At 69.6% G+C, this 26,172-nt stretch carries 23 protein-coding genes and 1 pseudogene; 9 read left to right on the top strand and 15 right to left on the bottom strand.

Annotated elements, in window-relative coordinates; genetic code table 11:
• Window positions 1-30: 30 nt before the first annotated feature.
• The gene (locus tag AC3IF1_RS21425; RefSeq protein ID WP_489219238.1) at window positions 31-627 is read right to left on the bottom strand and encodes an LOG family protein; all 597 of its coding nucleotides are present in this window, start codon (window positions 625-627) and stop codon (window positions 31-33) included.
• Window positions 628-837: 210 nt separating this feature from the next.
• On the opposite strand from AC3IF1_RS21425, the gene AC3IF1_RS21420 reads away from it, so the two are divergent.
• Complete coding sequence (locus AC3IF1_RS21420; protein ID WP_489219237.1) at window positions 838-2,175, top strand: LysM peptidoglycan-binding domain-containing protein; 1,338 nt, start codon at window positions 838-840, stop codon at window positions 2,173-2,175.
• Between the two features lie 6 nt (window positions 2,176-2,181).
• On the opposite strand, the gene AC3IF1_RS21415 is transcribed toward AC3IF1_RS21420, so the two are convergent.
• Window positions 2,182-3,516, bottom strand: coding sequence for an aminotransferase-like domain-containing protein (locus AC3IF1_RS21415; RefSeq protein WP_489219236.1), 1,335 nt, complete (start codon window positions 3,514-3,516; stop codon window positions 2,182-2,184).
• Window positions 3,517-3,903: 387 nt separating this feature from the next.
• Between AC3IF1_RS21415 and AC3IF1_RS21410 the strand changes: the two genes are divergently transcribed.
• Together AC3IF1_RS21410 and AC3IF1_RS21405 are read left to right on the top strand one after the other, a co-directional pair.
• A complete protein-coding gene (locus AC3IF1_RS21410) occupies window positions 3,904-5,838 on the top strand; it encodes an ABCB family ABC transporter ATP-binding protein/permease (RefSeq protein WP_489219235.1) in 1,935 nt (644 codons plus the stop codon).
• Between the two features lie 710 nt (window positions 5,839-6,548).
• Window positions 6,549-7,142: a helix-turn-helix transcriptional regulator gene (locus AC3IF1_RS21405; RefSeq protein ID WP_489219234.1), complete on the top strand. Its 594-nt coding sequence runs from the start codon at window positions 6,549-6,551 to the stop codon at window positions 7,140-7,142.
• Window positions 7,143-7,176: 34 nt separating this feature from the next.
• On the opposite strand, the gene AC3IF1_RS21400 is transcribed toward AC3IF1_RS21405, so the two are convergent.
• Window positions 7,177-8,028 carry a hypothetical protein gene (locus AC3IF1_RS21400; protein WP_489219233.1) on the bottom strand — a complete coding sequence of 284 codons (852 nt, stop codon included), beginning with the start codon at window positions 8,026-8,028 and terminating at the stop codon, window positions 7,177-7,179.
• A gap of 1,012 nt (window positions 8,029-9,040) precedes the next feature.
• Between AC3IF1_RS21400 and AC3IF1_RS21395 the strand changes: the two genes are divergently transcribed.
• Complete coding sequence (locus tag AC3IF1_RS21395; RefSeq protein WP_243964824.1) at window positions 9,041-9,415, top strand: hypothetical protein; 375 nt, start codon at window positions 9,041-9,043, stop codon at window positions 9,413-9,415.
• Window positions 9,416-9,462: 47 nt separating this feature from the next.
• Here the strand turns inward: AC3IF1_RS21395 and AC3IF1_RS21390 are convergent, their stop codons facing one another.
• The 10 genes and pseudogenes from AC3IF1_RS21390 to tnpA form a co-directional block, all read right to left on the bottom strand.
• Window positions 9,463-9,747 carry a hypothetical protein gene (locus AC3IF1_RS21390; RefSeq protein ID WP_243964825.1) on the bottom strand — a complete coding sequence of 95 codons (285 nt, stop codon included), beginning with the start codon at window positions 9,745-9,747 and terminating at the stop codon, window positions 9,463-9,465.
• A gap of 194 nt (window positions 9,748-9,941) precedes the next feature.
• Complete coding sequence (locus AC3IF1_RS21385) at window positions 9,942-10,343, bottom strand: hypothetical protein (RefSeq protein ID WP_243964826.1); 402 nt, start codon at window positions 10,341-10,343, stop codon at window positions 9,942-9,944.
• 66 nt (window positions 10,344-10,409) lie between these two features.
• Complete coding sequence (locus tag AC3IF1_RS21380) at window positions 10,410-10,772, bottom strand: hypothetical protein (RefSeq protein WP_489219232.1); 363 nt, start codon at window positions 10,770-10,772, stop codon at window positions 10,410-10,412.
• Window positions 10,773-10,978: 206 nt separating this feature from the next.
• Window positions 10,979-12,466, bottom strand: a complete 1,488-nt coding sequence (locus AC3IF1_RS21375; protein ID WP_489219231.1) for an HlyD family type I secretion periplasmic adaptor subunit — start codon at window positions 12,464-12,466, stop codon at window positions 10,979-10,981.
• Window positions 12,466-14,181, bottom strand: coding sequence for a type I secretion system permease/ATPase (locus AC3IF1_RS21370; protein ID WP_489220435.1), 1,716 nt, complete (start codon window positions 14,179-14,181; stop codon window positions 12,466-12,468). The genes AC3IF1_RS21375 and AC3IF1_RS21370 overlap by 1 nt, the downstream gene beginning before the upstream one ends.
• A 350-nt stretch (window positions 14,182-14,531) precedes the next feature.
• Window positions 14,532-17,924 (bottom strand): carbohydrate-binding domain-containing protein, encoded by a 3,393-nt coding sequence (locus AC3IF1_RS21365; RefSeq protein ID WP_489219230.1) that lies wholly within the window; start codon window positions 17,922-17,924, stop codon window positions 14,532-14,534.
• 953 nt (window positions 17,925-18,877) lie between these two features.
• Window positions 18,878-19,135: a hypothetical protein gene (locus AC3IF1_RS21360; RefSeq protein ID WP_489219229.1), complete on the bottom strand. Its 258-nt coding sequence runs from the start codon at window positions 19,133-19,135 to the stop codon at window positions 18,878-18,880.
• Between the two features lie 421 nt (window positions 19,136-19,556).
• A complete protein-coding gene (locus AC3IF1_RS21355; RefSeq protein ID WP_489219228.1) occupies window positions 19,557-19,955 on the bottom strand; it encodes a hypothetical protein in 399 nt (132 codons plus the stop codon).
• Between the two features lie 184 nt (window positions 19,956-20,139).
• Entirely contained in the window at window positions 20,140-20,550 is a 411-nt protein-coding gene (locus tag AC3IF1_RS21350; protein ID WP_489219227.1) for a DUF1236 domain-containing protein, read from the bottom strand.
• Window positions 20,547-20,990: pseudogene (tnpA, locus tag AC3IF1_RS21345) on the bottom strand (IS200/IS605 family transposase). The gene AC3IF1_RS21350 and the pseudogene tnpA overlap by 4 nt, the downstream one beginning before the upstream one ends.
• Between tnpA and AC3IF1_RS21340 the strand changes: the two are divergent.
• Window positions 20,943-22,256 carry an RNA-guided endonuclease InsQ/TnpB family protein gene (locus AC3IF1_RS21340; protein WP_489219225.1) on the top strand — a complete coding sequence of 438 codons (1,314 nt, stop codon included), beginning with the start codon at window positions 20,943-20,945 and terminating at the stop codon, window positions 22,254-22,256. The pseudogene tnpA and the gene AC3IF1_RS21340 sit on opposite strands and share 48 nt — an antisense overlap.
• Window positions 22,257-22,295: 39 nt before the next feature.
• A complete protein-coding gene (locus AC3IF1_RS21335; protein WP_489219224.1) occupies window positions 22,296-22,547 on the top strand; it encodes a hypothetical protein in 252 nt (83 codons plus the stop codon).
• Window positions 22,548-22,719: 172 nt separating this feature from the next.
• On the opposite strand, the gene AC3IF1_RS21330 is transcribed toward AC3IF1_RS21335, so the two are convergent.
• Window positions 22,720-22,860: a hypothetical protein gene (locus AC3IF1_RS21330; protein ID WP_243971311.1), complete on the bottom strand. Its 141-nt coding sequence runs from the start codon at window positions 22,858-22,860 to the stop codon at window positions 22,720-22,722.
• Window positions 22,860-23,111, bottom strand: coding sequence for a hypothetical protein (locus tag AC3IF1_RS21325; RefSeq protein ID WP_489219223.1), 252 nt, complete (start codon window positions 23,109-23,111; stop codon window positions 22,860-22,862). Before AC3IF1_RS21325 ends, AC3IF1_RS21330 begins: the two co-directional genes overlap by 1 nt.
• 281 nt (window positions 23,112-23,392) lie before the next feature.
• On the opposite strand from AC3IF1_RS21325, the gene AC3IF1_RS21320 reads away from it, so the two are divergent.
• From AC3IF1_RS21320 to AC3IF1_RS21310, 3 genes are read left to right on the top strand one after another with little or no spacing between them, the layout of a single operon-like run.
• Window positions 23,393-23,869, top strand: a complete 477-nt coding sequence (locus AC3IF1_RS21320) for a MarR family winged helix-turn-helix transcriptional regulator (RefSeq protein ID WP_489219221.1) — start codon at window positions 23,393-23,395, stop codon at window positions 23,867-23,869.
• Window positions 23,866-25,908: an FUSC family protein gene (locus tag AC3IF1_RS21315; protein ID WP_489219219.1), complete on the top strand. Its 2,043-nt coding sequence runs from the start codon at window positions 23,866-23,868 to the stop codon at window positions 25,906-25,908. The genes AC3IF1_RS21320 and AC3IF1_RS21315 overlap by 4 nt, the downstream gene beginning before the upstream one ends.
• On the top strand, window positions 25,905-26,114 hold the full coding sequence (locus AC3IF1_RS21310; RefSeq protein WP_489219218.1) for a DUF1656 domain-containing protein: 210 nt from the start codon (window positions 25,905-25,907) through the stop codon (window positions 26,112-26,114). The genes AC3IF1_RS21315 and AC3IF1_RS21310 overlap by 4 nt, the downstream gene beginning before the upstream one ends.
• The last annotated feature ends 58 nt before the right edge of the window (window positions 26,115-26,172 follow it).

Here is a 26,172-nt window from a genome sequence, read left to right as displayed (position 1 = left end):
CGAACGTCCTCTCGTCTCGCGCGACCCGCCTCACATCCGCTGCTGCACGATGTCCTCGGCTTGCGGGTCGGGCTGATGCCCGGTCTTCCGGAGCATCGGCACCACCTCGGCCGCCTCGCGGGTGACGAGGTAGCTGAGATCGAGCCCCTCGCGGATGAAGCCGTGGCCGCGCATATGCTCGAACAGGGCGAGCAGCGGCGCCCAGAACTCGGCCACCGAGACCAGCACCACGGGCTTGCGGTGCCGTCCGAGCTGGGCCCAGGTCAGCTGCTCGACCAGCTCCTCCAGGGTGCCGATGCCACCCGGCAGGGTCACGAAGGCGTCGGAGCGCTCGAACATCAGGCGCTTGCGGGTGTGCATGTCGGGCACCACCACGGTCTCCTGCACCTCCGCCAGCATGTGCTCCCGCGCCTGCAGAAAGTCCGGGATGATGCCGGTGACGTGGCCGCCGGCGGCCAAAGCCGCCCGGGCCACCGTGCCCATCAGGCCGACATCGCCGCCGCCATAGACCAGGCGCATCCCGGCCCGCGCGAGGGCGGTCCCGAGCACCTCCGCGGCCGCGCGGAAGGCGGGGTCCCGGCCGAAGCCGGAGCCGCAATAGACACAGACTGTCCTCACCGGGGCCATCCGGCGCCCTCCTCGCGCGTCCGTTTGCGAGCCGTCAGAGAGAGCCCCGCGTCCGGCGCTCCACGCGCCAAACTGCTGAAGTCGCGCGGGATTCACCCGCCTGGGCGGCGGGACGGCTTGGTGTCGGCCCCATGTACGGTATTATGGGCGGCCCCGTCGACGGTTTTTCCGGCACGGTGGGTCAGGATCGAGGGGGGCTGAGGGTTGTCGATGTCGGGACAGGTGCGGCGCAGTCTCGTCCTGGCGCTCGCCGGCCTTATCGGCGGCCTCGCCCTCGTGCTGGCCCTGTTCGGCGGCGAGTCCCTGCGGTCGCTGACCGGGCGGCCGGCGGCGGAGCCCCCCGCCAAATCGGCACCGGAGAGCGGCGCGCGGAGCCTCGCCGATCCCGGCACCCTGGCGCGGCGAACGGACCCGCCGATCGATTTCCGCGATGACGCGCCGGGCCCCGCCGGGGCCGGGAATCCGGCGGCCGGGGCCGCCGAGACGCCGCGCTTCGACATCGTCCGGGTCGAGCCGAACGGCGATACCGTGGTGGCCGGGCGGGGTGCGCCGCACGCCGTCGTCGAGATGCTGGTCGACGGCAAAGCGGTGGCCACGGCGACCGCCGACGCGAGCGGGCAGTTCGCGATCGTGCCGCCGGCCCTGCCCGCCGGGCCCAGCGAGATCCGCCTGCGCATGACCGGCCGGGACGGGCGCGCGGCCAGTTCGGAGCAGAGCGTGGCCGTGCAGGTCGCCCCGGGCCGCGACCGCCAGCCGCTCGTCGCCCTGACCGCCCCGGACGCGGCGACCGTCGTCCTGTCGCAGCCCGGCGCGCCCGGCCCCGGCGCCCGGGTCGCCGACGCCGCACCGTCCGGCGGCCTCGCTCCGGGCGGCCCCGGGGCGGGGCCCGCGACCCGGATCGTGAGCGTCGACGTGCAGGGAAACGGCCGGCTGTTCGTCACGGCGACCGGCGCGCCCGGCGCGACCCTGCGGCTCTACCTCAACGACACGCTGATCGCGCCGGGCCGGATCGGTCCGGACGGCCGGGCGAGCTTCACCATCGGGCGCGGGGTCAAGCCGGGCCAGTACCAGGTGCGGATCGACCGGATCGACCCGGCCACCGGCAAGGTCGACACGCGCGCCGAGGTCCCGCTGACGGTACCGGAGCCGGCGCAGGTCGCCGCCCGCGGCACGGCCCGGGTGGACGGGCAGGGTGGCGGCAAGGGCGATGGAAAGGGCCGCGCGCAGGGTACGGCGCAGGCGAGGGGCAAAGCCGGGCCGGACCGGACCGGGTCGGCCGCTTCCGGCGCGGCGGCGCCCGCCCTGCCGGAGACGCGGACCCTGGCGGCGGAGGCGGGGGGTGAGGCCGCGTCCGGAGCGGTGTACGTGCCGGAGATCAGCACGGCCAAGATCACCCGGGGCGACAACCTCTGGCGGATCAGCCAGCGCACCTACGGCCGCGGCGAGCGCTACACGGTGATCTACGACGCCAACCAGACCCAGATCCGCGATCCCGACCTGATCTATCCGGGCCAGATCTTCGTGCTGCCGACGGACAAGCGCGGGTGAGGCCGCTCACTCGATGACCTGATCGTCGCCCGCGAAGGCGAGGCGGCGCAGGCGGCGCAGGGCCTGATCGAGGTCCTGGCGCGACGGCGCCGCCAGGGCGAGGCGGACGGCGTTCGGCGCGTGGCCGGGATGGACCGCGAAGGCCGAGGCCGGGAGGAGGGCGATCCCCTGGCGCAGGGCCGCCGCCGCGTAGGCCTCCGCCCGCCACGTCTCGGGGAGTTCGAGCCACAGGTGATAGGCGTCGGGCGCGCCGACCACCCGCAAATCCGCGAGCGCCGCCCGCGCGATGACCTGCCGGGCCGCGGCGTCCCGGCGCTTGGCGTCGGCCAGCGCGGCCGCCGAGCCGCCCGCCATCCAGTGCATGCCGGCGGCGAGCGACAGGCCGAGCGCGGTCCAGGCGCCCTGGCGGACGGAGGCCGCGAGCCGGTCGGTCAGGGGCGGGGGCGCGGCGATCAGGCCGACCGTCAGCGCCGGCATCACCCGCTTCGAGAGGCTGTCCACCAGGATCACCCGGTCCGGCGCGAGGCTGGCGAGGGGCCGCGCGTCGGCGAGGAAGCTGTAGACCGCGTCCTCGATGGCGGTGAGCCCGGTCCGTTCGAGGATGGCGGCGAGGTCGGCCCGCCGCGCCGGCCCCATCGTGGCGCCGAGGGGGTTCTGCAGCGTCGGCTGGATGTAGACTCCGCTCAGGGGCGCCGCCCGGTGCGCCTGGAGGAGGGCGTCCGGACACATCCCCTCCGCGTCCATGGCGACCGGCACCAGGGTGATCCCGAGCCGGGCCGCGATGCCCCGCACCGCCGGATAGGTCAGCGGCTCGCAGCCGATCCGCTCGCCCGGCCCCGCGAGGGCTGCGAGGGCCGCCGCCGCGGCCTGACGGCCATTGCCGGTGAACAGGATGTCGTCCGCCTCGGGGGCGTAGCCGTCGCGGGCGAGGAACTTGGCCGCGACCGATCGCGCCTGCGGCGTGCCCGCGGGCCCGTACTGGCCGAACCCGATCTCGGCGCCGCCGCGGGCGAGCGCCGCCAGGGTCTCGGCCAGCACGGCCTCCTGCTCGGGCAGCCGCGAATGGGTCCGCTGGAGATCGACGGCCGCCGGCGGCGGCTCCGGCTGGAGCGGCCCGATCCGGCCCGGCTCGGACCGGACATAGGTGCCCCGCCCGACTTCGCCGGTCACGAGGCCGCGGCGGGCCAGTTCCGCGTAGACCCGGCTCGCGGTCGAGACCGCGATGCCCCGCTCGTACGCGAAGTCGCGCTGCGGCGGCAGCCGCGCCCCGGGCCGCAGGCGGCCGGCGGCGATGTCGTCCGCGATGGCGTCGGCGACGGAGCGGAAGTCGATGGCCGGCATCATTGCTCCGAGGTCAATGTTTCGATTGATCCGAGAGATGTATCGGACCAATGCTGCGGCAGCAATCCCGGCCGGACTGCTCTCCCGCCACCGGATCGTCCGCGATGCTCACCTCCACGCTCTCCTCGTCACCCGTCCGCCTCCCCCGCGCGGACCCCGCCTCCCGGATACGGACCTGGCTGCGCCGAATCCACACCCGGCGGGCCCTCGCTTCCCTCCATCCCGACCAGGTCCGGGAGGCCGGCCTCGATCCGTGGCTCCTGCGCGCAGAGATCCGAAAGCCGTTCTGGCGGACGTGAGACGATGCCCTGCACGCCGTGCGGGTGATCCCGCGCGCCGCCGCGCCTATATGCGGGGCTCACGACATCCCGCCCCGCAGAACCTTTCATGACCGACGACACCGCGCCCCCGGCCGGGCCGAAGCTCCCGGCCGAGCGCCCCGGGCTGATCGCCACCTATCGCCGGCTCTGGCCGCATCTCTGGCCGCACGGCCGGCCCGATCTGCAGCGCCGGGTCTTCCTGGCGTTCGGTCTGCTGCTGGCGGCCAAACTCGTGACCATGGTGACGCCGTTCACCTTCAAGTGGATCACCGACGCCCTGGTCGCGGCGATCGGGGGCAAGGATGCGCCGGTGCCGACGGGCCTGCTCGCCGCGCCGATGCTGCTGATCGCCCTCTACGGGGTCTCGCGGATCGCCATGTCGGCGCTGACCCAGGTGCGGGACGGGTTGTTCGCCAAGGTGGCGATGCACGCGGTCCGGCGGCTGGCGCTCCAGACCTTCGAGCACATGCACCGCCTGTCCCTGCGCTTCCACCTGGAGCGCAAGACCGGCGGCCTCACCCGGGTGCTGGAGCGCGGCCGCTCGGGCATCGAGGAATTGTCGCGCCTGATGGTGCTGACGCTCGTGCCGACCATCGTCGAGTTCGTGCTGGTGCTGGGCGTGCTCGCCTACGAATTTAGCTGGACCTACGCGGCGACCGCCTTCGCGACGGTCGCGGCCTATCTGGCCTTCACCTACAAGGCGACCGAGTGGCGGATCGCCATCCGCCGCCGGATGAATTCCTCCGACACCGACGCCAACACCAAGGCGGTCGATTCGCTGCTCAATTATGAAACCGTCAAATATTTCGGCGCGGAGGCCCGCGAGGCGGCCCGTTACGACGTGTCGATGGCCAAGTACGAAAAGGCCTCGACGCAGACCTACGTGTCGCTGGCGGTGCTCAATGCCGGGCAGGCGGTGATCTTCACCCTCGGGATGACCGCGGTGATGTGGCTCGCGGCGCGCGACATCCTGGCGGGGCGCACCACGATCGGCGGCTTCGTGCTCGCCAACACCATGCTGGTGCAGCTCTCGATGCCCCTGAACTTCATGGGCATGATCTATCGGGAGATCAAACAGGCGCTGATCGACATCGACGACATGTTCCGCATCCTCGGGCAGAATCCCGAGATCGCCGACCGGCCGGGCGCCGTGCCCTTGCGGGTCGCGGGCGGGACGGTGCGGTTCGAGGATGTCCGCTTCGCCTACACCCCGGAGCGCCCGATCCTGCGCGGCGTCTCCTTCGCGATTCCCGCGGGCCAGACGGTGGCGGTGGTCGGCCCCTCGGGGGCCGGTAAATCGACGCTGTCGCGGCTGCTGTTCCGGTTTTACGAGCCTCAGGGCGGCCGGATCAGCATCGATGGGCAGGACATCGCCGCGGTGACGCAGGACTCCTTACGCGCCGCGATCGGCATGGTCCCGCAGGACACGGTGCTGTTCAACGACACGATCGGCTACAACATCCGCTACGGCCGGGCCGACGCCAGCGACGCGGACTTGCGCGAGGCGGCGCAGTTCGCCCAGATCGACCGCTTCGTCTCGGGTCTGCCGGAAGGCTACGACACCCCGGTGGGAGAACGCGGCCTGAAGCTGTCGGGTGGCGAGAAGCAGCGGGTCGCCATCGCCCGCACGATCCTGAAGGCGCCGCCGATCCTGGTCCTCGACGAGGCGACTTCGGCGCTCGACTCGTTCACCGAGGCCGAGATCCAGGCGGCCCTGGACCGGGTCAGCCGCGGCCGCACCACCCTGGTGATCGCCCACCGGCTGTCCACGGTGGTCAACGCCGACGCGATCCTGGTGCTCGACCACGGCCGTATCGTCGAGCGCGGCACCCATGCCGAGCTCTTGGAGGCGGGGGGCGTCTACGCGGCCCTCTGGGACCGCCAGCGGGAGGCCGACGCGGCGATCGAGGTGCTGCAACGGGCTGCGTCGCCGGTGGTCCCTGTCCGCACCGAGCGCGCTCCTGAGCGGCGCGTGGAGACGCAGGCCGAGCCGGCGGAGTAGGCGACCGGGCCGCGTCCGGGACATCGACCTTCGTCGCGCCCGCCCGCGAAAGGCGACGGCGATCGTCCCCGACGCAGCGCTCCGCGGAGGCTGAGACTTCGTGATGCTGCGTCGCAACATTCGATGGCACACTGATCCTCAGCGACACCCGACTTGCAGTTCCAGCTCATCTCGATATAATGCATCAACAACAAAGCTATGGATATCAGAAATTTTGAGACCGCACTGGGCTCAATAAATGGACCGACTGACTGACATTCATCGTCACGTCGATCGCCGAAAGTGCCGCTCCGCCGAAAGCGAATTCATCGGATTCGGGGTAAGGTGGGAGGAACCATTTTGAAGAGCGCGCCGAGCCCGTCCGGATCTAGACATCAGCGGTCTTCATCGACGATAATTTGGCAAAACATATTGTAGACCTGGAAGAGGCGACTATATAGGGCCTCCCATAATCGTTCTGGCATTCTGTACGCGTATGCCTGGTATGATCATGTAATGTGCCGAGTAATCCCGTCACCGAAGCTTGGAGCTGCGAAATATGCTCATGAAGGATGACGCTTTATTTCGCACCATTCATGGACAGACGAATAAATATCGGCGCAACTCTATCGAAGAGATTGACTACATTCCCCCGGGCGAGCCAACTATTTGGCCGCTATCAGGTCCCGATAGCCTGACGACGCCGCATCTTCCGTCTTGAAGACTGACTCATGAGCAGTCAGGAAACGATGCTGGTCGGTGCGCCATTGCTGCAGGTCTTCGGACGCCTCGGTTGCGGTGGCCTCATCCTGTCGACCCAGGGGCATGTTCTTGCCGCCAACGCCGAAGCGCAGCGCATCCTGCAGGATGTGATCGGATACGCGGACGCGGGACCGGATCTGCTCGACGGGAGCGGACGCGACACGATCAAGCAGCTTCTCGCCCGCTCCAAGGCGCGGGTCCAGCTCGACGGCGAGAACTGGATCTTGACCATGCGCGAGGGCAAGCGTCCGCTCATCATGAGCGCGATCCTCGTGCCGGTCCTCGGCGAAGAGATGTCCCACACCGTGCTGCTCCTGATCGACCTGGAGCAGGCGCCACGCCCGCACACGGCCGCGCTGGAACGCGTCTTCAGCTTGACCGCCGCGGAAGCGCGGCTGGCCGCGCTCCTGGCCAGCGGCGCCACGGTCAACGAGGCGGCCACGACGCACAACGTCAGCGTGGCGACCATCCGCACGCAATTGGCCGCGATCTTCGCCAAGACGCGCACGAATCGGCAGGCGGAGTTGGTGATGTTGATCTCGCGCCTCTCGGCGCTCGTCTGACGGACAGGCGACCCGACGAGCGCCGCCGCCGGCCTCAGGGCCGCGGGCCGGTCACGACGACCTCGACATCGTCGACGCCCATTCCGATGGGCGCATGCACGTGACGGCTGCCCGGCGGCCTCGGATCACGGTCGGGACGAAGATCGAACCCGATCCGAGCGGCCTTCAGCGCCTGCACCACCCGCTCCTGAAGCGCCGTGATCCCGCTTCTGTTGACCCGGAGCAGGATCCCCGAATCCGGAGGATTGGCGAGACCCAGGATGATCCCTGAGGACACATTCCATCCCGCACTCCGGAAGGCGTCCTGGAGTTTACCGCTCAGCGGTTGTGCCTCCCGGTTCCCACCCTCGTAATCGATCGAGATGTTGCCCCGTGCGGTCCCGAGCGCACCGATCAGCGCGGTCGCCTGTGCGGGGGTCAGGTCGGAATCGGGCGATCGAACCGGAGGCGCGCCCAAGCCCGCGTCCGTCTCCAGCACCGAGCGCTGTGCGCCTGCCTCTCTCACGAACCGCGGCACGTGCGGATTCTCGGCCCCGGGCTGCGCGCGGCCGGGCCCCTCGACGGTGGGCCCCGCGGCTCGATCCGCCGCGACAGCGTCCGCTCTCGCCTCGACACCGTGCTGGGCAGCGTCCTTATACCGCTTCAGATGCCCTTCTGCGGCGGCGGCGTCTCGCTTGTGGGTGATGATCGATCCAGCCGCTGACACTCCGACGAAGACCGTCGCGATGGCTGCGGCGATCAGGGAGTATATCAGAGCCCGGTCCCAGGCATCGCTGTCGAGCCCGAACATCAGCGTCGAAGCGGGCTGTCCTGTGCTCGCGATCACGGTGGCTTCCTGAGGTCCGGCTGCGTTCATGGTAGTCGTTTTGCCGATGATCACATACATCAATGCAGAAAGCGTGAAGAGCAGTCGAGACTCGAGGAAAGCAGCAATCGCGCCCCGGTCTGGACATTCCGCGATCGAACGTGCGCGACGTCTGCGGCGTCCGCATCGACGAGAGCCCCGGCCGCAGGACCGTGACGCGCGCGATCCGGTATCGGCGTGGGATCCGGATCGAGCATCGTCGCGAGACGCGATCCGACACCCGCTCCCGCGCGCACGACATAGCGCCCGTCGCATGCCGAGCGTCCACGCGGCCCTATCAGGTCGGTGCAGCGCGCGGTTGCGATCGATTCACACCGGCGTCCCGACGGGTCATTCGCCGCGCTGGAATGCAAATTCGCTCCTTGGTTGTTGAGCCCCGCGGCAGATGGTAGATCCGGAGCCGCGACATCCCACTGGGTTTGGCGGCCGGACGCCGTGGCGCTTCCGGCTCCCCGGCCCGCAGTGGAGCCCGCGTGGTCCTCCGAGGGAGCGTGATGCGCCCATATCGTGCTGCCGCAGGTCTCGGCTTTCTCATCCTGGCGAGCACCCCGTGTCTCGCGCAATCGGCACCGCCGGCGGCGCCCGCGCGTCGACCACAACCGTCCGCCGCAGTCCCGGCCCCGGCGACGGACGCGGGCCCGGTCGATCTCGAGGCGACCCGCAAGCGGTTCGATACCAATTCGGCCAAGACGGCCGCGTCCGACCGGAAACGGGACGCGAAGCTCAAACAGTCGATGGGATCGATCTGTGCGGGCTGCGAGGCGACGCCTCCGGCAAAACGCGGCCGGGCGGCGCGACCGGCGGCCACGGCTCCGGAGGATGAGCCATCGCCCGCCGACTGATCCGGCCCGAGGCCCCCGTCCGGCTCGAGGCCGACCGGCGTCCGAGCACGCGGTCATAGTCCGATGCGCGCGCACCTTGGGCGGGCCGAGACGGGAAGAAACGCTCGACCGTGTGGCCCGCATCGCGGCGACCGGCCCCTCCGGGACAGGCCCGCGTCGCGCCCGCAGGCCGCCGATCCCGAGAGGGCGAGATGATGCGCGTCACCGCTGCGGCCTTCGCCCTGATGCTCGCCGGATCGCCGGCGCACGCGGAGGCGGCCAATTCGCTGCACGCGCTCTGGGAGACCCTGGGCGCCTGCGCGCGCCGTGCTCAGGTCGCGCCCGAGGCGGCGGGGTCCGAAGTCACCGTCCTGTTCACGCTCAAGCGTGACGGGACGCTCCAGGGCAAGCCGCGGATCACCTATGCTCGGCTGGTCGGCGACCGCGACCAACAGCAGGCCTTCATCGCCGCCACCCTTTCGGCCATCGCCGGCTGCTTCCCGATAGCCATCACCGACGGCCTCGGAGGGGCCGTGGCCGGCCGGCCGATCCGGTTTCGGATGGGCAGCGGGTCCCGGGGGGCATGATGGATCTCGGTAAGCGCGGGGGCGGCATCACGCTCACACTCAGAGGCTCAGTCGCCGCCCTCGGGGCCGGTGAAGGCGCGGAACGCGGCCACGAGACGGGAGGCTTCCCGCACGTATTTCTTCCACGCGGGCTCTTCGATGCTTCTGAGGACCGCGATCCCGTCCTCCGTGACGAACGGCTCCGTCCGATCCGATGACGCGACGGAGTCGGGCTCCCTTCCGTCGAACTTGCACAGCGCACGGGCCACGCGTTCCACCGGGTCCGTCCGCCTGACGGTCTGCCAATCCAACCAAATCGGGTCGTCCTCGGCGCTCGTCTCGTCGTCCATCATCGCCGTGAGTCTCCGGATCGGGTCTGCTCTTGTGCCAGGACGATCAGCGCGATGACGGGCTGCGATAACGACGCACAACCGTTTTGGTGGAGACCGCTCAAAGCGATCGACACGCCCGATCAAAACCGCCCGCGCATCTCCGACCTGATCCGATCGGTCTCAGTACACAGCGACATCGCCGCGCCGAGATGCGCTCAATCACTTTTGCCGGCCGCACGAAAGACGCGGACGCGGCCGCGCTTCACCGGCTCGGCGTGTGCCTCGACCGCTTCCGGCGTGGCCGATCGCGATGTCGTGCCGGCCGTCATGTCGATCGTCAGGCCGCTGTTCGGCGTGTAGGGCTGCGGCTCCAGGGTGAGAAGTTCCGCCACGGCCGCATCGACGGCCTTCTGAACCGCGTTCACCGCGCCGATCTCGTCGCGCGCCGCCGCGGCGAGGGCCGCCGCGCCGACGAACTGGCCCCATTCATCGTAGACCATCACCTTCTCGGCGCCATCATGCACCCGTGACGAGGCCAGGAACAGGGCTTCACGCGCCGTGTTCCGCCGGGTGTAGGTGTTGACGGCCTGCCGCTCGGTCATGATCGTGAAGGGCATCGCGGTCTCCAGACTTCATCCGCAGCGGCGTCGCTCGGGCGCGCCGCACTCGAGGACGCCCAGCGCTCAGTACCGCTGCGTCGCCATCCGAAACACCCGCCCGTTCTTCGGCACGGGCCCCTTGGTGCCGACGGGCGCCTCGCCCGCCGCGGCCGCATCGTCGCCCGGGCGCGCCGGTTCAGGATCGCGGGCGAGAAGGTCGGTGGTGCCGCTCACGACGACAGCCTGCGTCCCGGCCGGCTCCTCGCGCTCCCGTGCCATCTGCTGCAGCGCCGAGGCGCTGACGAACACCCCGCGCGCATCGAAGACCCAGACCTTCTCGACGCCGCCCTGGACCAAGGTGGATGCGAGGAGGAGCGCCTCGTGCGGCGTCGTGCGCGTGTCCCGGCTGCTTACGCCCGCACGCTCCGATACGATGGTGAACAACATGGAACTCACCGGCAATGTTATCGATCGAGCTTAAAACAAGGGCGTAGACCGCGCAACGCAAGTCAACACCGTCTCGATCGGTCGGTCGTTCTGATCCTGCCGCGATCCAAGCTCGTCCCGAGCGGTGCGCGGGACGGCGGCGGCGGTGACGCGATCGGCGTCAGCCGCGTCACGGGGCGGACGATCCCGTCCCGATGCCCGATCCCCTACTTCTCACGCCACGCCTTGGCGATCTGATCGGACATCGGCTTGACGAGGTAGCTCAGCACCGTCCGCTCCCCGATCTGCAGGAACGCCTCCACCGGCATGCCCGGGACCAGCCGGACCCCGCCCAGGCGCGCCCGCTGGGGGTCCGCCACCGCGATCCGTGCCGTGTAGAAGCTCATCCCGGTCTTCGGATCGCTCGCCACATCCGCCGAGACCCGGCTCACGACCCCGTCGATCTCCGGCGTCGTGCGCATGTTGAAGGCCGAGAATCGCAGCACCGCCCTCTGGCCGACCCGGACGTTGTCGATGTCCTGCGGCTGGATGTGCACCTCCACCGCCAGCCGGTCAGCGTCCGGGACGACCAGCATCACCGGCTCGGACGGCGTCACCAGACCGCCGACCGTGTGCACGCTCATCTGGTGCACCACCCCGTCCTGCGGCGCCCGCAGATCGACGCGCTTGAGCTGGTCTTCGGCCGCCACCCGCTTTTCCGACAGCTCCGACCACTTCGCCCGGATCTCGGCGAGGTCCTTGCCCACCTCGGTGCGCATCTCCGCGTCCACCTGCAGGATCTGCAGCCGCGTCTCGGCGATCTTGCCCTTGGCCGAGGCGATCGACGCGGTCAGCTGCCCGCGCTCGCCCTCCAGCCGCGCCTCGTCCCGCTCCAGCGCCGTCACCCGCGAGAGCGCGACGAGATTCCGGGCGTAGAGGTCGTGGACACCCTTGAGCTCGTTGCCGATCAGCCGGATCTCCCGCGCCTTGGCGGCCACCTGCTCGCCCAGCCCGGCGATCTCCTCCTGCTGTTGCGAGGCCCGCTCGGACAGCTGCGCCCGCTGCCCGTCCCGGCTCGCCCGCCGCGCGGAAAACAGCCGGCTCTCACCCTCCACCAGCGCGGCGACTTCCGGATCGGCCCCCTGTCGCAACAGAAGCGAGGGCGAGAACGTGACCTCGCTCAGGCCGTCCCGCTCGGCCTCGGCGCGGGCGCGGCGCGCGGCCAGCTCGTCCAGGGCCTTGCGCGTCATGTCGAGGTTGGCCCGCGTCAGGGTCTCGTCGAGATGCACCAGCACGTCGCCGGCCCGGACGCGGTCGCCGTCCTTGACCCGGAGTTCGCCGACCACGCCGCCGGTGGGATGCTGGACCTTCTTCACCTCGGACTCGACCACGAGCTGACCCGGCGCGATCACCGCCCCGGCGAACGAGGTCAGCGCCGCCCAGCCGCCGATGCCCGGCACCAGCGCCACCGCGATCAGCCCGGCCGCCGCCAGCTGACGGCGGATCGAGGCCCGCGGATCGAAGGCGCCGGCCGCCGGCGCCAGGCTGGTGGCCGCGAATTGCGCGGCGGCGAAGCGTCCGGCGTCGGCCGCGAGGCGGCGGATTTCGGCGTGGGCGCCCGCGAACAGCGCCATCGCCCGCGGCGGGACGCGCCGGCGCACGCCCGCGCCGAGTCTGTGGAACGCGGCCTTCACGGCCTGGGACCCGCTCGCCATCACGCGCTCTCCCGCAGGGCGGGCGCAGGGGCCGGGCGCAGGACGCGCTTGAGCACCTCGTCCTTGGTCCCGAAGGCCTGCACCCGGCCCTCGTGCATCATCAGCACGTGATCGACCGCCACCAGCGCGCTCGGGCGGTGCGCCACCACCACGCAGATCCCGCCGCGTCCCCGCACCCGCAGGATCGCCTGCGTCAGGGCGTGCTCACCCTCCGCGTCGAGGTTGGCATTGGGCTCGTCCAGCACCACCAGGAACGGATCGCCATAGAGCGCCCGGGCCAGGCCGATGCGTTGGCGCTGGCCCGCCGACAGGCCCGCGCCCGCCTCGCCCAGCACCGTGTCGTAGCCCCGCGGCAGGTTCAGGATCAGGTCGTGCGCGCCCGCCGCCTGCGCGGCCGCCACGATCGCCTCGGCCGGGGCGTCCGGCAGGAACCGGCTGATGTTCTCCGCGATCGTGCCGGCGAACAGCTCCGTCTCCTGCGGCAGGTAGCCGATCTGCGCTCCGAGATGCTCGGGCGACCATTGCCCCAGATCCGCCCCGTCGAGCCGCACCCGGCCCCGCGCCGGCGTCCAGATCCGCACCAGCGCCCGGACCAGGCTCGACTTGCCCGCCGCCGAGGGGCCGATCACCCCCACCCCCTGGCCCGCCCGCAGCTGGAAGCTCGCCTCCTGCACCGTCGCCCGGTCCGCGCCGGGCGGCACCACGTGAACGCCCTCCACGCTCAGGCTGACCTTCGCCGCCGGCAGGGCGAGCGGGACGCGGGCCGGCGGATGGCGCTCCAGCGCCTCGGCCAGACGCTGCCAACTCTGCCGCGCGGCCACGAAGACGCGCCAGTTGGCGATCGCCAGTTCGGCCGGCGCGAGCGCGCGCGCCACCAGGATCGAGGCGGCGATGATGATCCCGCCGCTGGCCTGGTTGTTGATCACCAGCCACGCGCCCAGCGCCAGCACGCCCGATTGCAGCGCCATGCGGCAGGCCTTCGAGACCGCCCCCAGGCCGCCGGCGAGATCCGAGGCGCGCTGCTGCGCGTGGGCGTGATCCCGGTTGACCGCCCCCCAGCGCCGGCACAGCCTGTCCTCCAGGCCAAGCGCCGCCACGGTCTCGGCGTTGCGCCGCGCGGCCTCGGACAGCGCCAGCCGCCGCCCCGCATGGGCGGCGGCGCTGCGCGCGGGCGCCCGCGAGGCCATCTCGGCGGCCAGCGTCAGGCCGACCAGCAGCACGGCGCCCCCGATCGCCGCCGCCCCGATCAGCGGGTGGAACAGGAAGCACACGGCGACGTAGACGGGCAGCCACGGCAGGTCGAACAGGGCCGCGGGCCCGGACCCGGCCAGGAAGGCGCGCAGCTGCTCGAGATCGCGCAGCGGCTGACCGGCCTGATCCGGTTTCGCCCCGCGCAGCGGCGCCTGGACGCTGAGGCTGAAGACCCGCGGGCCGATCTCGGCGTCCAGCGCCGCCCCGATGCGGGCGAGGGTGCGGGCGCGCAAAGCCTCCAGCGCGCTCTGCGCGGCGTACAGGGCGAGGGCGAGCACGCACAGGCCGACGAGGGTGGGGATCGACCGGCTGGGGATGACCCGGTCGTAGACCTCCAGCATGAAGAACGAGCCGGTGAGCGTGAGGAGGTTCGCGAGCGCGCTCATGCCGGCCACGCCCATGAAGGCACCGGCGCTGTGCCAGAGCGCCGCCGACAGCTCGCCCGATTGTCCGACCTGGCGCATGCGTTCGGCCCCCCGACACAGGCCGGCCCCGGCGAGACGGGGGCCTGGCATGGTCCGTGCAGATCTCAATCAAGGCTCAACCGAGCCGGCGCAACGTTCAGACTCCAGTGAGACGCCAGGCCACGGATGTCAATAGAGCAGAATGTATTCTGACAATCGACGCCAAATCTTGAAATGATGACGGCGCCCGCAATGCCGAAAGCTTGCGGGCGCCGTCATAATGCCTTGCGATGCCACACGGCATCGCTCAATGTCTTGACATGTGACCGGCATTGCCGATCCGGATCTTATCCCCTGCGGCCGCTCGACCACCGCGGCGGAGAGCGCCGGGATCGCCCCGACAGCTGCCCTCACGCCATGTGGAACCCGCTGCCGGCATGATGCGTGTCGAGGGTGAAGATCAGGCTGGCGTCGGCCGACGCGAGACCGGCCGCATTGGTCTCGTAGACGGTGACCGTGTGCGGGCCGTCGGCACTGCCGTCGGTGGCCAGGACCGGGGCCGTCGTGGTGAACGTGCCGCTGTCGAGCTTGTAGTGCAGCGTGTCGCCGCTCACGGACGGCGCATAGGTGACCAGACCGTCGCTGGTGACGTGGGTGCCGCCTGTCCCGGTATCGTGCGTGAGCGCGACGGTCGGGGCAGCCGGCGCGGCAGCGGCCGTACCGGCGCCCGTGGCTGTCGCCGACGCGCCGGAGCCCGTGCTCGTTGCCGGGACGGTGAACTGCTGCGATCCGGTGTTGAGCAGGCTCAGGCTGCTGTTGGCGATGGCGGTGCCGTCGTGGCTGGCGCCGTCGACGTACAGGTTGCGGTCGTTGCCGGGGCCGCCATAGGTGTCGTTGAGGAAGGCGACACTGACGGTGTGCGGGCCCGCGCCGAAGTTGCCCTGTACGGTCACGGTGTCGTCCAGCGCGCTCGAACCGGCGACGTGGGCGGCGTGCGCGGTCAGGGTGCCGCCGACCTGCTGGCCGTCGACCGCGATCGTGTACTGCGCGTCGCCCTTGTAGGCGTCCTCGCTGATCTTCAGCACCAGCTGATCCGGGCCCGTGCCCACCGTGGTCGCCACCCCGCCGCCGCCGGTGCTCGGCGCGCTCGTGCTCGGCGCACTGGTGGTCGGCGCGCTGGTGGTCGGCGCGCTCGTGCTCGTGCTCGGCGCGCTCGTATCCGCACCGGAGCCCGGGACGGTGAACTGCTGGGGTCCGGCGCTGAGCAGGCTCAGGCTGCTGTTGGCGATGGCGGTGCCGTCGTGGCTGGCCCCGTCGACGTACAGGTTGCGGTCGCTGCCGGGGCCGTAATAGGCGTCGTTGAGGAAGTTGACGCTGACCGTGTGCGGCCCGGCGCCGAAGTTGCCCTGTACGGTCACGGTGTCGTCCAGCGCGCTCGAACCGGCGACGTGGGCGGCGTGCGCGGTCAACGTGCCGCCGACCTGCTGGCCATCCACCGAGATCGTGTACTGCGCGTCGCCCTTGTAGGCGTCCTCGCTGATCTTCAGCACCAGCTGATCCGGGCCCGTGCCCACCGTGGTCGCCACCCCGCCGCCGCCGGTGCTCGGCGCGCTCGTGCTCGGCGCACTGGTGGTCGGCGCGCTGGTGGTCGGCGCGCTCGTGCTCGTGCTCGGCGCGCTCGTATCCGCACCGGAGCCCGGGACGGTGAACTGCTGGGGTCCGGCGCTGAGCAGGCTCAGGCTGCTGTTGGCGATGGCGGTGCCGTCGTGGCTGGCCCCGTCGACGTACAGGTTGCGGTCGCTGCCGGGGCCGTAATAGGCGTCGTTGAGGAAGTTGACGCTGACCGTGTGCGGCCCGGCGCCGAAGTTGCCCTGTACGGTCACGGTGTCGTCCAGCGCGCTCGAACCGGCGACGTGGGCGGCGTGCGCGGTCAAGGTGCCGCCGACCTGCTGGCCATCCACCGAGATCGTGTACTGCGCGTCGCCCTTGTAGGCGTCCTCGCTGATCTTCAGCACCAGCTGATCCGGGCCCGTGCCCACCGTGGTCGCCACCCCGGCGCCGCCGGTGCTCGGCGCGCTCGTGCTCGGCGCACTGGTGGTCGGCGCGCTGGTGGTCGGCGCGCTCGTGCTCGTGCCCGGCGCGCTCGTATCCGCACCGGTGCCCGGGACGGTGAACTGCTGGGGTCCGGCGCTGAGCAGGCTCAGGCTGCTGTTGGCGATGGCGGTGCCGTCGTGGCTGGCCCCGTCGACGTACAGGTTGCGGTCGCTGCCGGGGCCGTAATAGGCGTCGTTGAGGAAGTTGACGCTGACCGTGTGCGGCCCGGCGCCGAAGTTGCCCTGTACGGTCACGGTGTCGTCCAGCGCGCTCGAACCGGCGACGTGGGCGGCGTGCGCGGTCAAGGTGCCGCCGACCTGCTGGCCGTCCACCGAGATCGTGTACTGCGCGTCGCCCTTGTAGGCGTCCTCGCTGATCTTCAGCACCAGCTGATCCGGGCCCGTACCCACCGTGGTCGCCACCCCGGCGCCGCCGGTGCTCGGCGCGCTGGTGGTCGGCGCGCTGGTGGTCGGCGTACCCGTGCTCGGCGTGCTGGTGCTCGGCGTGCTGGAAGCGGCCGGTCCCGATACCTGGATGATGAACGGATGATCCGCGAGGGCGAGGGCGACACTCGACACGTTGTTCAGGGTCTGCACCGGCGTCGAGCCGGCCAGCGGATCGAAGATCTGGACCGATGCGAAGACGTGACCCAACTGCACGGTGACCGCACTCGACGGGACGGAGATGGGTTGATGTGTCTGCTCGTTCCAGACGTCAGGCTCGTTCCAGAGCACGATCTGATAGGAGCTATCGGATTTTTGCGTCAGGAGACTGTAAGCCGAACTCGGCATTCCGCTCAGCGAGTAGTCGAGTCCCCCAGCGCTGAACCCTGCAGCGTTCGAGCCGGGATCGCTCAGAATCGTCGTCAGGTTATGAAGAGCCGTAGCCGCCTGCTTCGGTGTGTTGTCCAGATTAAATAGACCGAAGTGGTCCTGGATGTCCGAATTTGTCGGGTCTGAATAAGCATCGAGCAGCTGGTATATGTAAGTCGAGGCCGATCCGGACTGAACGGCATCCAAGACGGTGTTGAGGATCAGCTTTGCCTGTGTGTTCTCATCGACGCCTTCCCAGCCGATGGCGCTGCCGGCCGCGATCGATGTGTGATAACCGATCTCCGTGATCGCCACAGGTTTACCAGGATCGATCGCCGAGATAGCCGCCTCGGCACCCGTGATATCGCCACGAGGCTGGCCACCACTCATGTTATAGAGATGCACGTTATCCGAGTCTGACGCCGTTTTAGGCGCCGGAAAATCGGTAAAACTGAGTACCGGTATGTCTTTGAGGACCGGATCAGCGTTCACGGCCGCATAGAGATCCTGCTGATAGGCTTGAGCGGCCGCGATCCCGGTGAGACCATGATACGTGACCGGGAAGTTGTTCACCTCATTGGGCCCCTCGATTCCAGTCACCGAGCCCGGATGAGCGACCACGAAGGCATGGATCTGCGCAACCGCATCCACGGGATTGGTCGCACCGTTCACGATGAAGTCGAACTTCATCCCGGCCTGTGCAGCCGCGGCAAGATTGGCCTGGCCGGCCAAGCTCGGATCCGGCGCGGCATCACGCAGATTCGTCAAGCCGATATACTGAAGATCGTTCAAGTCCTGGGCGATATTCGCGTATTGACCATCAGTATAGTCGATATGCGTATTGACGCCGATACCATCTAAAACATCAGCAACGCGCAGCGCAGATTGAATGCTCATCGGTCTCTTCCAGATCCAACGATCGATTCACACCGATCCGGCGCGGGATGATGCAGATCAGTCCCTGACGGCACAGCTTCTCGAGCTCTTGCCTTGACTTGCCGTCGCTCTCTACATTCTCGATACGAGGAAGTACGATGACTCTGAACTCTGTACCCGCAGCGCTTCTTTGATCGAGCGCTGGGGCACCATCGCGTGTGTCCCCTTTGGCCGATCCTGCGATCGGATCGGCGATATCCGGTCGCGGCAAAGGGCTTAAGTAGTTACACCAAACTGATCGCCTCGGCCACCATGCTCATCCGTCAGCGCGCAAACCGAGCCCACGGATGCAGCTTACCATTCTGGGGACATTGCGTTTTCGTCGATGCGCCACGCGGCGCTCGAGCGATATCGACCCCGCAAGACGTAGACCAATTGTATCAGCGTCCTGAGTCCGAGATGTTGTCCGGTCCATCCCGGATGCCAATCCATGAGTTCGAGCCCGACCCCGTCGAAGCCATTGCGCTTCGGGGCTCAGCCGGGCTCGATCGATATCCGGATGGACTGGATGGTCGCGCCAGTCTGCTCCGGGTTTGGGCACTCCGAGCTTCGTGGCGAAATGGTTAATGATGTCTTAACGTGACCGCGGCAGAGACGAGTTCGGCCACGGGGTTGCGATGGACTGAAATGCCGAGCCTGGCGGCGGTTTTCATCGGATCGCGTTGAACGTCGTGCGCGGCCGGTCGCAGCGTTACCGGAGCTGGGGCGACGACAGGGATCGGAAGGCGGCGGATCGAGGCGCGTGTCGAGCCGTCTATGAGCTTTCACCGCGACCGATCCGCCTTTGAGGTTACCGACCAACGGCCTCACCTGAGACCGCGCCATGATGCCGGCGGGCCGCGTTGCGTATCGGCCCGACCGCTGGCGAGCTCGGAGGGTGCCCCCCCGTGATCGGATCGGGGCGGGTCCGAGCGTCAGGCAAGCGCCTGCGGGTGCGGCGACGGCGTTCCGGTGTACGTCTCGGGCCTGAGCGGGCAGCCGGCATGCGCTCGGCGATGTTGCAGGTTCAGGCTGCCCTTGCCGATGTAGGTCCCGGCGATGACGACTTGGCCATGGCAGGCAGGGCAGCGCTTCTGCGCCATCGTGTAGAGACCGCGCGCTTGGGTGAGCGTGGTGGGATGCCACGCCCCATCCACCTTCACTTCGCATGTTCGCTGGCTGGCCGTCAGCATGTCCGTTCCGCGCGGCGTCGCGACATCGATGCGCGACCTGAGGATCAGGCTTGACCCGATAGGGTTAACAGCCCGTTGCCCTGGCCGCTCAGCCGATGTGGCGGCGGGACATCGTCAGCGCCGCTGCCGCGCGAGGAGATCCTTGAACGGGCCGTCGATCGTCACCGCCAGCGCGTGGTCCCAGCCGTCGCCGACGCTCCCGCGGATGGCTCGACGCCCGTCTCGGCCAGCCGGCCATCGAGACCACGACACGACCAACACCACTGACCTCGCGGCTTTCTGCCCGCGATGGCCTATGTTCCGCGACCGGCCGGAGCCTCAGAGCCGGCGTCGGCGCGCTGTTCCAGCGGACGGAATTCGGCGGCCTGTTCGGCGGGCCCTACGCCTGAGAGCGCAGCTCCGGAGCGGGCCCACTCGACCGTCAGCTCGCTTCACCGAGATCCAAGTCGCGGATCAGGTCGCCGATCGGATCACCGTCACCAGCCTTCTGAGCGACCGGCGGCACCAGCGCGCCCGACAGTCTCGGCAACGTCCGCGCCCCGGGTGGTGGCGCGACCGTTGGATGGCGCGCCAATAGCGCTTCGCTGTCGGCCATCAGCGCGGCGGGCTCGCTGCCGAGCAATCTCTGCGGCGCGTCGGTCCAGATGGTCGCTGTGGTTGGCGCCGCCATGGCCACAGTGACGGACCGCGCGCCGCGATCCGACCGTTCATAATTGCCCGGATGCAGGACGTGGGCGGCGACGAGCAACCCGAGTGCAGCAATCGCCGTGGTCGCGAGGGTGGATCGATAGTGTTCCATCTCGGCAGAACAAACGGTCAAGCCCCCCGTTCCGACCGATCCGCCGCGATAGCTAACCGTGACTTTACAGCCGCCGCCGCACCCAAGCGGCGGCGTCGACCGGATCGCCCCGAGGCCGCGGACGAGCCCAGGCCTGACGCGATCACGCAGCAACGGGTCTGGTGGCGGTTGGGGGCCGATGGCTCAGGCATGCCGGGTTCGGCTCCTACTCGATCACCTCCACGATCCGCCGGCTCACCGGCTCGACGAGAACCGGGTGGCCGTTGACGATCGTATAGCTGTACTCCGGAAGCGCAAACTCGCGTGGCACGTCGTAATAGACCACCCCGTCCTCCGGCAGCACCGCCCCGACCCGCACGGGGCCCGCGAGCGCGATGGACGGGCGGTTTTCGCCGAGCGCGTAGATGCGGAAGCGCTCCCGACGGTCGACGCCGAGGATGCCGTTGGCCGTACCCACGGCCGCCCCGATCGCACCACCGACGACGGCGCCAAGCGGACCAGCCATCTCTTCGCCGCGCTCGGCCCCGTCACGGGCGCCGCGCTGCAGCCCCTGCGCATGAACGGCCGGCGTGAAGCCGAGCACCGCCAAAATCGGTAGAATGAGTATGGACTTCATTGTTTATCCTCAAAACGTCGGCCTTCAGGCCGGGGAGAGCGCGCGTCCGCGCGCTTTGAACGGACGTACTCGGCCACCACGGAGAAGGGGCCACCACCGCACGAAGCGACGGAGTAGCTCGGCGTCCACAACACACCCTGCTGGTCGCGGCCTATCATCTCTGGCCACATATCCCGGAGTTTCCGGCTGGACACGCCTTTGGGGCTGTCGACGAGCTACGACAGGCTCACCGTCGGTGGATAGGCCACGAGCAGGTGAACGTGATCGTCTTCGCCGGCGCACTCGACAAGCTCGGCTTCAAAATCGCGGCACACCTTGGCGAAGATTGTGGAGAGGTCGCGGATCGCGAGCGCCGAGAGCACGTCGCGGCTAGAGTTTGTGACGAAGACCAAATGCGTGTGAAGGGCGTAGACCACGTGTTGCCCTCTACGGATTTCCATGTTGCGGCTCCTCAGGCCAACTTCTACGGTCAGAGGATGATCGCCCGCGGCTTCCGCTTCAAGCTGCAACCGCTGCCCGAGCAGGAGGCCCTGTTCCGGCAATTCGCGGGCGTGTGCCGCCTCGTCTACAATCTCGGCCTGGAGCAGAAGGCGACTTGGGGACGCAAGCACCGGCTCGGATACGTCGCGCAGGCCGCAGATCTGACCCGGCTACGCTTCGAGTTCGACTGGGTACGCGCCGTCTACGTCTCCTGCCAGCAGCAAGCCTTGCGCGATCTCGACCGGGCATTCCAGAACTTCTTCTCGGGCCGTGCGAGCTTCCCACGGCTCCGCCGCCGCGGCGTGAACGATAGCTTCCGCTTCCCCGGCCGCGAGGTCGCCGTGCGGCAGCTCAACGCGAACTGGTCCGCCGTGCGGCTGCCGAAGATCGGCTGGGTGAAGTTCCGCGACACGCGGCCGATGCGCGGCACCCTGAAGAACGTCACCGTCCGCAGCGACGCGCTCGGCTGGCACGTCGCGTTCGCCTGTGAGATCGCGCACGAGGCGCCCGCACCAAGCCCCGATGTCGTCGGCATTGACCGCGGCGTGGCCACGACGCTCGCCCCGTCCACGGGCGAGATGATGACGCTGCCAGCGAGCTTGGGGCGGATTGAGGTTCAGAAACGTCAGGCGCAGCGCGTCGTCGCTCGCCGCAAGCGCGGATCGAAGCGCAGGCGCAGGGCTCAGACGCGCGTCGCCCGTCTCCAAGCCCGGCAAGCCCGCATCCGCCGCGACTTCCACCATCGGGCTGCGCTCGACACCGCAAAGCGTTTCGGCGTGGCAGTTTTGGAGGACTTGAACACGCGCGGCATGACCGCGAGCGCGCGGGGCACCGTCGCGGACCCCGGCCGGAATACCCGCCAGAAGGCAGGGTTGAACAGGGCAATCCTGAACGCGGGCTGGCATCAATTCGCGACGATTCTGACGTACAAAATGGAGGAACGCGGCGGGCAGGTGGTCACCGTGCCCGCTCGGTATACGTCGCAGACCTGCGCGGCCTGCGGTGTGGTCGATGCGAGAAGCCGCGAGAGCCAAGCACGCTTCACCTGCATCAATTGCAGCTACACCGACCATGCCGATAGAAACGCCGCGATCAATATCAAACGGCGGTGGAACACACCGTTGCTGGACGTAGAGGGTTTGCAACAGCAGCCCTATGAAGCGTCAACTGGACGAGACCTCACGGTCTCCGAAAATCCCCGTCCTTCAGGGTGGGGAAGAAGTTAAGGTTTATCCTCTGCCCATGTGATGAGAGGCGCGAGCGCCGTGACGACCGAACCCGGACGCGAGATCCACGTCAGCCCCAATGGCGACCGCTGGCGCCTGCTGTGCGATCCAGCGACTGGGTACAGCTTCGTCCGGCACAGGGGCAACGCCGCCTCGGGCGGCCACGTCACCGAGATTGGCCTGTCCGCCTTCCTCGCCGCCGATCGGGGCGGTCCGGAGCACCGGGCGCTCTGGCTGCTGATCGCGTCCTTGGGCGATGACGGATCCGCACCCGTGACGCCAGCCGCGTAGACCGGACCGGCACGCCCTCGAGCAGCCTGGCCTGTTCTCCGAGCAACGCCTCCGCGATATCTGCGAGCGCGGCATGCGCGATCGCGGTGATGCCATCGTGGGCGGCCACATCCACGGCCACGGGGACCACGCCCTCACGCCGCCCCATAGCGGGGCGGGGGCGCGACGGCCGTCAGGCCGTCGGCGCGATCCAACCGAGAACCGTCGCGCAGCGCTCGGCCTGGTCGCGGGTCAGCCCCGACGCGACGGCGGTGCCGTTGCGGTAGACCACGAAGGTGCCGTCGTCGGTCACGCGGATCTTGATCGAGGCCATCACAAACCTCCGGCCGCGAGGGCCCGGAGCTGCTGCAACCCCGCTGGGGTGATCTGCCAGGTCGCGAACGTGCCGCCGAGATGAGGGGCGGCCTGCTCACCGAGCCAGACGAGATCGCCCCGGCTCTCAAGACCACGGAGCCGGCTGTGATCACCCGGCCAAGCGCGGTCCAGCTGACGTTTGACGGAGACGCATCCGTCCGCGGATTGCGCGGCTTTGTTGAGCAGGCGGCGCGCGTGATCGACCAGCATTGGCTCTCCGGGGTGGGGCTGCTCCGTCCCGCGTCACATCCGTCGATCGTGGCGCGTATGGCCAAGCTCGAGCAACAGTGCGGCAACAATGTGGGTTTCTGCGGAGGACCCCGAGAGCCATGACCTTCGGGAGCCCCGCCGAGCGGCGGGGCTCGCATCGGGGCAGCCATCCGTCGGTAGACGCAGCGCTGGTTGCAGACTAAACGTTAGGACGCTATCTATAAGTCCGCTATGATACGGATCGCCTTCGTTTCGCGCATGGCTGAGAGAGGCCCGACCGCATGCCCCAGAGCCTGGACCGGCTGCGCCAAGCCTATACGCACACCCTGCTGCTGGCCGGACGGCAGTGGCGGCGCGCGGCCAACGCCGTCGTCGAGGCGCACGGCGTCTCGGACGCGACCGCGCTCCCCCTGATCCTCATCGGCCGCCTCGACGGGGAGCCCCGCCAGACCGCGCTGGCGGAGGCGGTGGGGATCGAGGGCGCCTCGTTGGTGCGGCTGCTGGATCAGCTCTGCGCGGCCGGGCTCGTCGTGCGAAAGGAGGACCCGACCGACCGGCGCGCCAAGGTCCTCAGCCTCACGCCGACCGGGGAGCGGACCGTGATCCAGATGGAGGCCGAACTCACGCGGCTGCGGGAGCGGGTCTTCGCCGACGTCGACACCGCCGACCTGGAAGCCGGCCTCAGGGTCTTCCAGGCCTTTCAGAAGCACGTTCTCGCGTTTCCGGACGGCGGGGCACGGGAGGAGGCCGCGGAATGACGCTCCCCGGCTGGCGCGACTGGACCTTCTCGATCAAGGCCTGCGCGGCGGCGGTGCTGGCGCTGTACCTCGCCATGTGGATCGACCTGCCGCGGCCCTATTGGGCCCTGGGCACCGTCTACATCACCAGCCAGATGCTGGCGGGTGCGACCCGAGCCAAGGCGCTCTACCGGGTGCTCGGTACCCTGCTGGGCGCCGTCGTGAGCATCATCCTGGTGCCCAACCTCGTCGATGCGCCGGAACTCCTGACGCTCGCCATCGCGCTCTGGGTGTCTGTGTGCCTGTACGTCTCGCTGCTCGACCGCACCCCGCGCAGCTATCTGATGATGCTCGCCGGCTACACGGCAGCCCTGATCGGTTTCCCGACCGTGGGCGAGCCCGGGACGATGTTCGACACCGCGGTGGCACGCGCCGAGGAGATCACGCTCGGCATCCTCTGCGCCAGCCTCGTCAACACGATCGTGCTGCCCCAGTCCGTGGCGCCCCTGATCACCGCACGCCTGGAGTTCTGGCTGCGGGACGCGCGCGGCTGGGTCGCCGACGTGCTCGGCCAGGCACGCCCGACGACGGACACCCAGGCCAAGAGGCTGCAGCTGGCCTCCGACGCCATCGCGTTCGACGCCCTGGCGACGCCGCTGCGCTACGACATGACCGGCGCCGAGCGCTCGGTCGACGCCATGGCGACGCTGCGCCAGCACATGCTGATGTTTTTGCCGATCGTCTCCGCGGTCGCCGACCGAATCGAGACCCTTGAACGGGAGCGGGCGGTCCCGGCCCGCGTCCGGGCGCTGCTCGACGAGATGGCCGCATGGATCGCCTCCGGGACCACCGACCCCTCCGAGGCGGCGCGGCTGCGGATTGCGGCGGACGTGGTCGACCCGGCGTTGAACGGCCGGCTGTCCTGGACCGATCTTGTGCTCGCCAGCCTCGTGGCGCGCCTGCGCGACTTCATCGACCTGCGCCAGGACGCCCGGCTCCTGCAGCGGCACATCGTCGACGGCACGCCCGTCCGGGAGGCGCTCGCCTTCCGGTACACCGCCGCCGCGCGCACGATCCGCCACCGCGACCACGGCATGGCCATCCGATCCGCCGTCGGGGTGTTCGTGGTCGTCCTGCTCACCTCCGGCATCTGGATCGCGACCGGGTGGCCGGACGGGGCCGGCGCGCCGATGATGGCGGCGGTCGGCTGCTGCTTCTACGCGGCTCAGGACGATCCCGCCCCCTCCATCCTCGGCTTCGCCAACTCGGCCGTGCTCGGGGCCGTGGTCGCCGCCCTCTACCTGTTCGGGGTGCTGCCGCAGGCCACGAATTTCGAGATGGTGGCGCTGGCGCTGGCACCCGCCCTCATCCTGTGCGGGGTCTGCATGACCCAGCCGCGGACCGCGCCGATGGCGATGGGCGCGGCGGTCAACGGCTCGGCCGTGATCGCGCTCCAAAGCAGCTATACCGGCGACTTCGCCGCCTTCGCCAACGCCGCGGTGGCGATCATCGTCGGGATGTGGGTCGCGACGCTGGTCACGCGCCTCGTCCGCTCCGTCGGGGCCGGCTGGTCGGCGCGGCGCCTCCGGGCCGTCAATCGCCGCAGCCTCGCCCGGGCCGCCGAGCGCCACGGCGCGCAGAGCGGGCTCGAGCTCGCGGCGATCATGCTCGACCGGGTCGGGCTGCTCGCCCCCCGCCTCGCGGCGCTGCCGCCGGAGGACGCGGAGTGGACGGCCGATCTTCTCGCCGAGGTGCGGGTCGGCATCAACGTGGTCGAGTTGCGCCGCGACCGCCGGCAGCTCTCCACGGGGGCCAGGGCCGCGGTCGAGCGCCTCCTCGCCGCCCTGGCCCGCTACTACGACGGTCGCGCGGTCCGGCCACCGGCCGAACTCCTGGCGGTCATCGATGCGGCGCTCGACAGCGCCGCGACCGAGCCGCATCAGCCGGCCCATCGCGCCGCGCTCATGGCCCTCGTCGGCATCCGCCGCGGGCTGTTCCCGGACGCCCTCCCTTACCGATCGGGCCTCACGACCTCTCCCGAAACGGCACTGGCGGCATGACCGGCGAACTCGACATCTACGGCGTCTTCGTCCCGAGCCTCGCGGCCTGGATGCTGCTCGCCTTCGTCATCAGCCTGGCCGTCCGCCGGGCCCTCGCCTGGACCGGGTTCTACCGCCTGGTCTGGCACCGGCCGCTGTTCGACCTCGCCCTCTACGTCGTGCTGCTGGGCTGCGTCGTCGCGGTCGCGCAGCCCCTGATCTCGTGACTGCGTGAGATCCCACGCCCGTCACGCCATCACGCCCTCTCTCGCGCGCTCGGTTTTC

The organism is Methylobacterium sp. E-012 (assembly GCF_057836545.1).
The sequence above is the reverse complement of the archived record's forward strand: the minus strand, read 5'-3'. Positions and strand labels throughout refer to the sequence as shown.

Excerpts from the sequence above, each read along its gene's own strand:
- AC3IF1_RS21425 (WP_489219238.1), bottom strand. The coding sequence starts at position 627 with ATGGCCCCGGTGAGGACAGTCTGTGTCTATTGCGGCTCCGGCTTCGGC.
- AC3IF1_RS21420 (WP_489219237.1), top strand. The coding sequence starts at position 838 with ATGTCGGGACAGGTGCGGCGCAGTCTCGTCCTGGCGCTCGCCGGCCTT.
- AC3IF1_RS21415 (WP_489219236.1), bottom strand. The coding sequence starts at position 3,516 with ATGCCGGCCATCGACTTCCGCTCCGTCGCCGACGCCATCGCGGACGAC.
- AC3IF1_RS21410 (WP_489219235.1), top strand. The coding sequence starts at position 3,904 with ATGACCGACGACACCGCGCCCCCGGCCGGGCCGAAGCTCCCGGCCGAG.
- AC3IF1_RS21405 (WP_489219234.1), top strand. The coding sequence starts at position 6,549 with ATGAGCAGTCAGGAAACGATGCTGGTCGGTGCGCCATTGCTGCAGGTC.
- AC3IF1_RS21400 (WP_489219233.1), bottom strand. The coding sequence starts at position 8,028 with ATGTATGTGATCATCGGCAAAACGACTACCATGAACGCAGCCGGACCT.
- AC3IF1_RS21395 (WP_243964824.1), top strand. The coding sequence starts at position 9,041 with ATGATGCGCGTCACCGCTGCGGCCTTCGCCCTGATGCTCGCCGGATCG.
- AC3IF1_RS21390 (WP_243964825.1), bottom strand. The coding sequence starts at position 9,747 with ATGATGGACGACGAGACGAGCGCCGAGGACGACCCGATTTGGTTGGAT.
- AC3IF1_RS21385 (WP_243964826.1), bottom strand. The coding sequence starts at position 10,343 with ATGCCCTTCACGATCATGACCGAGCGGCAGGCCGTCAACACCTACACC.
- AC3IF1_RS21380 (WP_489219232.1), bottom strand. The coding sequence starts at position 10,772 with ATGTTGTTCACCATCGTATCGGAGCGTGCGGGCGTAAGCAGCCGGGAC.
- AC3IF1_RS21375 (WP_489219231.1), bottom strand. The coding sequence starts at position 12,466 with ATGGCGAGCGGGTCCCAGGCCGTGAAGGCCGCGTTCCACAGACTCGGC.
- AC3IF1_RS21370 (WP_489220435.1), bottom strand. The coding sequence starts at position 14,181 with ATGCGCCAGGTCGGACAATCGGGCGAGCTGTCGGCGGCGCTCTGGCAC.
- AC3IF1_RS21365 (WP_489219230.1), bottom strand. The coding sequence starts at position 17,924 with ATGAGCATTCAATCTGCGCTGCGCGTTGCTGATGTTTTAGATGGTATC.
- AC3IF1_RS21360 (WP_489219229.1), bottom strand. The coding sequence starts at position 19,135 with ATGCTGACGGCCAGCCAGCGAACATGCGAAGTGAAGGTGGATGGGGCG.
- AC3IF1_RS21350 (WP_489219227.1), bottom strand. The coding sequence starts at position 20,550 with ATGAAGTCCATACTCATTCTACCGATTTTGGCGGTGCTCGGCTTCACG.
- AC3IF1_RS21340 (WP_489219225.1), top strand. The coding sequence starts at position 20,943 with ATGCGTGTGAAGGGCGTAGACCACGTGTTGCCCTCTACGGATTTCCAT.
- AC3IF1_RS21330 (WP_243971311.1), bottom strand. The coding sequence starts at position 22,860 with ATGGCCTCGATCAAGATCCGCGTGACCGACGACGGCACCTTCGTGGTC.
- AC3IF1_RS21325 (WP_489219223.1), bottom strand. The coding sequence starts at position 23,111 with ATGCTGGTCGATCACGCGCGCCGCCTGCTCAACAAAGCCGCGCAATCC.
- AC3IF1_RS21320 (WP_489219221.1), top strand. The coding sequence starts at position 23,393 with ATGCCCCAGAGCCTGGACCGGCTGCGCCAAGCCTATACGCACACCCTG.
- AC3IF1_RS21315 (WP_489219219.1), top strand. The coding sequence starts at position 23,866 with ATGACGCTCCCCGGCTGGCGCGACTGGACCTTCTCGATCAAGGCCTGC.
- AC3IF1_RS21310 (WP_489219218.1), top strand. The coding sequence starts at position 25,905 with ATGACCGGCGAACTCGACATCTACGGCGTCTTCGTCCCGAGCCTCGCG.